Origin of the sequence: Ramlibacter sp. (assembly GCF_028292805.1) — a bacterium.
GTDB lineage: Bacteria > Pseudomonadota > Gammaproteobacteria > Burkholderiales > Burkholderiaceae_C > Ramlibacter.
The window spans coordinates 1-6,453 of record NZ_JAQGLS010000249.1; the positions used below are offsets into that span (position 1 = coordinate 1).

Sequence of the window (6,453 nt, forward strand, 5' to 3'; positions counted from 1 at the left end):
GACTTCTCCCAGACCCAGCTCAACGCAATAGCGAGACAATTGAACGAGAGGCCGCGCAAGACGCTCGGCTTCCACACGCCCGCTGAGATGTTCAGCGAATGTGTTGCGTCGACCGGTTGAATCCGCCGTCAGAAGCAGTCAACCACCGGGAGATCATCAACTCTCGCGGACCTGGCTCGCCAGCCAGCGCGTGGTCTGCGCCAATGCCTGGTCCAAGGGTGCCGGGCTCCGCTGCACGCGGGCCAGCAAGGTTGCTCCAAGCCATTGCTGGTACAGCTGCTGGGCCACCTCGGCCGGGTCAGGGCAGGCGGCCAGTTCTCCGTTTGCGATGCCCTGCGCCAGGCAGGACGCCAGCCGGGCTATCACCTGGGCAGTACCACGCTCGAGAGCACCCCGCATCGCCTCGGACAGGTCGCAGACCTCGGCACTGAGCTTGACGACCAGGCAGCGGGCCTGAGGATCGTCTCCGGATTGGCTGGAGCGCCACTGGCTGAAAAAAGCCAGCAAGCGCTGCGGCGCGGATTGCCCTGGCGGCGACAGGCAGGCGTCGACCTGCACCAGGTAGTTTTGGAAGTGGCGCTCGAGCAGGGCTTCGCCGAACTGCTCCTTGGAGCGGAACCAGTGATAGAACGAACCCCGGGGCACTGCGGCGGCCCCCAGGATCTCGCTCAACCCCACCGCCGAGAACCCGCGGCCTGCGATGAGCGCCCTGGCGGTGTCTAGGATCTGCAGGCGGGTGTCGGTCGCGGGATGGACGCTCATCGCTTCGCCCTGGTCAGGCAGCCCCTCCCACCTCGGCCAGTGCCGGGTAGTCGTCGTAGCCTTCGGCACCGCCCGCGTAGAAAGAGTCGGGGCGAGGAGCGTTGTACGGCCCGTCGCGGCGCAGCCGTTCCGGCAGGTCGGGGTTCGCGATGAACAGCTTGCCGAATGCAATGAAGTCGGCCCGCTCAGCGTCCACTGCGGCGATCGCACTGGCGCGGTCGTAGTCGCCGTTGGCGATGTAGGCACCATTGAAGATCTGGCGCAGGCGCTGGAAGTCGAAGTCGCTGGCCCGGTCTTCGACCACGTGCAGGTAGGCCAAACCGTAGGCGTTGAGCTGTTGGGTCACCGCTTCGAACACCGACTGCGCGGCGCTGTCGGCGATGTCGTTGAACGGGTTCACCGGCGACAGCCGCACGCCGACCTGGCCCGGGTTCCAGACGGTGAGCACCGCCTCGGTCACTTCGCGCAGCAGCCGGCTGCGATTGGCAACCGAGCCGCCATAGGCGTCGGTTCGCTGGTTGGTGCCGTCGCGCAGGAACTGGTCGATCAGGTAACCGTTGGCCGCGTGAATTTCGACCCCATCAAATCCTGCTGCCTTCGCATTGGCGGCGGCGCGCCGGAAGTCTTCGACGAGGGCCGGGATCTCGGCGGTCTCGAGGGCCCGCGGCGTCACGAAGGGCTTCATGCCCTGCTCCGTGTAGATCTCCCCGGCAGGCTTGAGCGCCGAGGGCGACACGGGCAGGCCGCCGTCCGCCAGCGTCGCAGGATGGGAGATCCGGCCCACGTGCCACAGCTGCAGGAAGATCTTGCCGCCGTGCTGGTGCACCGCTCGCGTCACGCCTTGCCAGCCGGCGATCTGTTCCTGGCTGTGGATGCCGGGCGTCTTCGGATAGCCCTGGCCCTGCGGGGTGATCTGGGTGGCCTCGGAAATGATCAGTCCGGCGCTGGCACGCTGGGCGTAATAGCGCGCATTGAGAGCGTGCGGGACATTGCCTGCACCGGCGCGACTGCGCGTCAGCGGCGCCATCACGATCCGGCTGGCAAGCGTCACGCTGCCAAGGGTTGCGGGAGCGAACAGCGCACTGGACGTCGAGGAAATCTGGCTCATGGAATGGATCGGATCGGTTGATGGCAATGGATCCGGATCGTATTAGACCGGTCGTCTACCTGCTGCCGCCGGCGCCATTCACGGGGGCCCAGAAGGGGTGTTCGTCTTCGCGCGCCCGCGCGAGCACCGTGAGAGTAGTTCTCCTTCCGGCCAGAAGCAGTCATCCAGCTACAGGGGTATCACTTTCTGGGCCCGCGGCCAAGACCTTGCGCGAGGTCGGCGGACTACACGCTCCATTCTTGTTGCTACCACTCGCCGATCACTACGCCGCCAACGGCGCCTGGACTCTGCCGCGCCGCGGCTGCTTGGTCGGACATCGCAATTCGATTCTTGCGCGAGTGCATCCACTCGAACATGCGATCGGCAAGTTCGCGCTTGACGGACTCGTTCCCGGCGTGCCGGCCCAAGTCTCGCAGTTCGAGCGGATCGTTTTCCAGATCGAAGAGTTGCGGCGGGAAGCCGTCGAGATGGACCAGCTTCCAACGGTGGGTGCGCACTTGGCACACGCGAGGCGCAAATTCCACGAGCTGTGGACCAACCACAAGAGCGCGCTGGCCAAGCAGGCCCTGGTGCTGTTTGGCAGGCTGTATGAGGTCGACGTGGAGTGGCCGACCTGCTGCCAGACAAGCGCCTGCGAATCTGGCAACTGAAGGCGAAACCGGCCGCTGATGCACTGCACGCGTGGCTGCTTGCGCACCGACAGAAGATGCTACCCGGATCGTCCACCGCCAAGGCGATGGATTACACCCTGGCGCGATGGCAGGCGCTTGTGCGCTACATCGGTGACGGCGGCTTGCCGCGGACAATAACTGGGTGGAGAACCAGATCCGGCCGATCGCCATCGGACGCAACAACTGGCTATTCGCGGGCTCGCTGCGCGCCGGCAAGCGTGCCGCTGCGATCATGCCGGGAGCAGCGTGTACTTGACAGCGCCAAACTCACCAACTCAGACATTGCGCACGGCCGAGCGGTATCGTGGCCAATGGCCACTGGGCGGGCGCCTCGAGCCGTACCACGCCCTTCGTCAGCAAAGTTGCAGCACGCATCACGCCCGCATGAGTGATCCAGACGCCTTGGTCTAGCTGCGAGAATTCGCTCAGTACCTGCGCGACGCGGTCCATCAGCTCACCGACGCTTTCGTGGCCTCCGAAGCGGTAGGCGTGAAAGTCGGCCGTCCATTGCGCGAACGCGTCCGGTGCGATATTGCTCCAGCGCCATCCCTCCCAGCACCCAAAGTCCATTTCCCGCAGCCGTGGATCGACACGCCAAGCGAGGTCCGGCCGGAGCGCGTGCAGCACGTTGGCCAGTTGGGTGCAACGCTGCAGCGGCGAGCAAAGCACCTGAACATGTGCCGGCAGTTCCTTTGCCAACGCCGTGCCGGCTTGCTGAGTTGCTCCGACATCAGCCGCCACGTCCATGGCGCCGTAGCACACGCCGGGGTCGACCAGCGGCTGCGCATGACGCACAAGCCACAGTTTCATGCGGTCAGCGCCACGCCAAGGTAGCAGGCGATCTCGCACACCTGCTGGGTAGCGCCGAGGCAATCACCGGTGAAGCCGCCCAAGCGCCTGCGAAAGAAGCCAATCATCATCAGCAACACCAGGAGCGACGCGATCAGCGGCGCGAGCACGAATAGCGCACCCTGCATCCACCCCGCGACACCGAGGGACAGCAGCAGCCAGCCGAAACCTGCAGCGAGCGTTGCGCGGCTGATGGTATCCGCCAGCGGCTTCGACTTTGAACGGGCGGTGTCCCCGACATGCGGCAGCCGGCGAATAACCAGCAGCGGCCACGTGCGTGAGACCACATGCGCAAGAAAGAGCGCGACGCCCATGGTGAACGCCGAGCCGGCGCCGATCAGCGCCAGCAGAGACACCTTGAGCAGCAGTGCCAGCACGAGTGCCAGTGCACCGAAAGGGCCAACCCGCGAATCCTTCATGATCTCCAGCGCGCGCTCTCGGTCAGTGAAACCGCCCAAACCGTCGGCGACATCGGCCAGGCCGTCCTCGTGCAATCCGCCGGTCAGCAGTACGGTAACCACGGTCGATGCCGCTGCCGCCACCAGTGCGGCGAGCGGCGTCGGCTTCAGCGCCAGCAACAGCCCGACGGCCACGCCCGCAGCACACAGGCCCACGAGCGCGCCGACCCCGGGAAAGTGCGCGGCGCTGGCGCGCAGGCGGTGCGGGCTGTAGTCGGCCCACTGTGCCACGGCGCCGGTGACGGGCACGCGAGTGAAATACTGGAGCGCTAGCAAATAATTGCGCAGCGGGTCCATGGGACCTGTCACTCGGCTTTGCCCGATACGCCCGCGGATTCGAAGCTGGCCATTTCGCGCAGCACCAGGCAGGCCGACAGCAGCAGCGGCCAAGCCAGCGCAGCGCCCGAGCCTTCGCCAAGTCGAAGGCCAAGATCCAGCAGTGGCTGTGCCGGCACCCTGGGTTGCGGCCCGAGCGCCGCGAGCATCAGGGCGTGGCCCTGCTCGTTCGAGCGATGCGAAAACACACAGCGCTGAGTGACGGCTGGCGCCAGTTCTCGCGCCACCAGCACGGCGACACTCGCGATGAAGCCATCAACCACGATCACGCGGCGCTGCGCGGCCGCCTGCAGTACCGCGCCGACCATCGTGGCGATTTCGAAACCGCCGAAGGCTGCCAGCGCCGGTAGCGGGGTGCGGGCTCCGTCGCGCAGGGCCAGTACCTGGTGCAGCAGCGCGCACGTGCGTTCCACGCCTGCCGCATCGAGCCCGGTGCCAGCGCCTACGCACTGGGCCAGCGGGTGGCCTGTCAGGCGCGCCAGCAACATGGACGCAGCAGAGGTGTTGCCGATGCCCATTTCTCCGAGCAGCAATGCGTTGCCGGGCAAATCCCTGACGATCGCCTGTCCGCTCGCGATGCCTTGATCGCATTGCGCAAGGGTCATCGCCGAACCGCAGGAAGAATCGGCCGTGCCTGGTCCCAGTTTCCGTACCAGCAAGCCGGCCTGTGGCGCGAAATCATGGCGCACGCCGCAGTCGACCACCGTCAGCGCCAGTGCGTGCTGGCGCGCCAACACGCTCACCGCAGCGCCTCCGGCAAGAAAGTTCTGCACCATCTGCCAGGTCACTTCGCTCGGATACGCCGAGACGCCGCGCGCAGCAAGGCCGTGGTCGGCTGCGAACACCACAAGTTGCGGCTCCACCAGGGCTGGCGTCTCGGTGTTCAGGATCAATCCGATCTGCAGGGCGAGGCCTTCGAGGCGGCCGAGCGCGCCGAGCGGCTTGGTCTTGTTGTCCAGCTTCTGCTGCAGGCGCTGTGCCAGCTCGCTGTCGATGATGTCGGGGACTTGGGGCAGGTGCATGGGGTCAGTGTGCAAGGGCGTGCAGAACGCCGGGAGTGAAATGGGCTTCGACGTAGTCGGCCAGGCCGTCGAACACGCTATCCAGCGTCCGGGCGTGGGCGCCGAACAATGCCTGCAGCACGGCGTCGTTCTCGAACAACCCGTGCAGATACAACCCCAGCACATTGCCTGCCGCGTTCTGCCAGCCCAGGCCGGCCGGCAGGACCACCCGCGCAGCCGGCATCGCCGGATGGGAAGAGGTCTGGCCATGGTGGATCTCGTAGCCATGCACGGCCACGTGCGAAAGCGCGGACCAGCCACCTTCCAGCGTGTCGAAGCGGGCCTCGGTGCGCTGAACGGTCTTATCGGGATCAAAGTGGGTGACCAGCGGCAGCAGGCCGAGGCCCGGTGCGTTGCCGTCGATGCCGTGCGTATCGACCAGCGCCTCGCCCAGCATCTGAAGGCCGCCGCAGATGCCCAGCACACTGCCGCCGCGCAGCGCGTGTTCCGCCACCGCGCTGTCCAGCCCTTGAGTGCGTAGCCAGGCCAGGTCGCTGCTGGTGTGCTTGGAGCCCGGAAGGATGATCCAGTCAGCCGGCGTCAGGGGCGCCAGCTGCGCGGCCCGCCGCGCCCAGACCAGCCGGACACCCGGTATGTTCTTCAGCGGTTGGAATTCGTCGAGGTTGCTGATACGCGGATAGGCGACGACGGCAATGGTCCGGTGAGTCACGTCGGGTGCAGCGCCGCCTTCGTCGAAGAAACCATCTTCTTCGGGCAGCCCGTGCTGCCACCACATCGGCAGCGTCGCAACTGTGGGCACGCCGGTCAATTCCTGCAGCATGGCCGGCGCGGGCGCGAGCAGCAAGGCGTCCCCGCGAAACTTGTTGAGGACAAAGCCACGTACCAGCGAGCGATCCTCAGGGCGCATCAGGGCCCAAGTGCCGTAAAGGTGAGCAAATGCACCGCCGCGGTCGATGTCTGTCACCAGTAGGCAGCGCGCGTCCGCGTGCCGGGCCACGCGCATATTGACGATGTCGCTGTCAGTCAGGTTGATTTCCGCCGGTGAGCCGGCCCCCTCGATGACCACGAGGTCGTGCGCCTCCCGCAGTTCGTCCAGTGCGTGCGCCACCACGGGCCATACGCGCTCGCTGCGTCCCCGCCAGGGCATCCGTGTCAGTTCGTCGTTCACCTGTCCCAGAAGCACTACCTGGCTGTGGTTGTCCCGCTCGGGCTTGAGCAGCAGCGGGTTCATGCGCACCTGCGGCTCG

6 protein-coding genes and 2 pseudogenes are annotated in these 6,453 nt (G+C 66.3%); 2 read left to right on the forward strand and 6 right to left on the reverse strand.

Annotation, left to right across the window (positions count from 1 at the left end; all coding sequences use genetic code 11):
* Positions 1 to 120: pseudogene (locus tag JWP65_RS15620) on the forward strand (IS30 family transposase); the annotation flags it as partial.
* A 36-nt stretch (positions 121 to 156) separates the two neighbouring features.
* Here the strand turns inward: JWP65_RS15620 and JWP65_RS15625 are convergent.
* Together JWP65_RS15625 and JWP65_RS15630 are read right to left on the reverse strand one after the other, a co-directional pair.
* Positions 157 to 762, reverse strand: a complete 606-nt coding sequence (locus tag JWP65_RS15625; protein WP_299765341.1) for a TetR/AcrR family transcriptional regulator — start codon at positions 760 to 762, stop codon at positions 157 to 159.
* Positions 763 to 775: 13 nt separating this feature from the next.
* A complete protein-coding gene (locus JWP65_RS15630; RefSeq protein ID WP_299765344.1) occupies positions 776 to 1,870 on the reverse strand; it encodes an alkene reductase in 1,095 nt (364 codons plus the stop codon).
* Positions 1,871 to 2,370: 500 nt separating this feature from the next.
* On the opposite strand from JWP65_RS15630, the pseudogene JWP65_RS15635 reads away from it, so the two are divergent.
* Positions 2,371 to 2,776, forward strand: a pseudogene (locus tag JWP65_RS15635) (transposase); the annotation flags it as partial.
* A 32-nt stretch (positions 2,777 to 2,808) separates the two neighbouring features.
* On the opposite strand, the gene JWP65_RS15640 reads toward JWP65_RS15635, so the two are convergent.
* The 4 genes from JWP65_RS15640 to JWP65_RS15655 all read right to left on the reverse strand — a co-directional run.
* On the reverse strand, positions 2,809 to 3,351 hold the full coding sequence (locus JWP65_RS15640; RefSeq protein ID WP_299765346.1) for a histidine phosphatase family protein: 543 nt from the start codon (positions 3,349 to 3,351) through the stop codon (positions 2,809 to 2,811).
* Positions 3,348 to 4,145, reverse strand: coding sequence for an adenosylcobinamide-GDP ribazoletransferase (locus tag JWP65_RS15645; RefSeq protein WP_299765348.1), 798 nt, complete (start codon positions 4,143 to 4,145; stop codon positions 3,348 to 3,350). Before JWP65_RS15645 ends, JWP65_RS15640 begins: the two co-directional genes overlap by 4 nt.
* Before the next feature lie 8 nt (positions 4,146 to 4,153).
* Complete coding sequence (gene cobT, locus JWP65_RS15650) at positions 4,154 to 5,206, reverse strand: nicotinate-nucleotide--dimethylbenzimidazole phosphoribosyltransferase (protein WP_299765350.1); 1,053 nt, start codon at positions 5,204 to 5,206, stop codon at positions 4,154 to 4,156.
* 4 nt (positions 5,207 to 5,210) lie between these two features.
* A partial coding sequence (locus tag JWP65_RS15655) for a cobyric acid synthase (RefSeq protein ID WP_299765352.1) occupies positions 5,211 to 6,453 on the reverse strand: 1,243 nt, incomplete at its 5' end.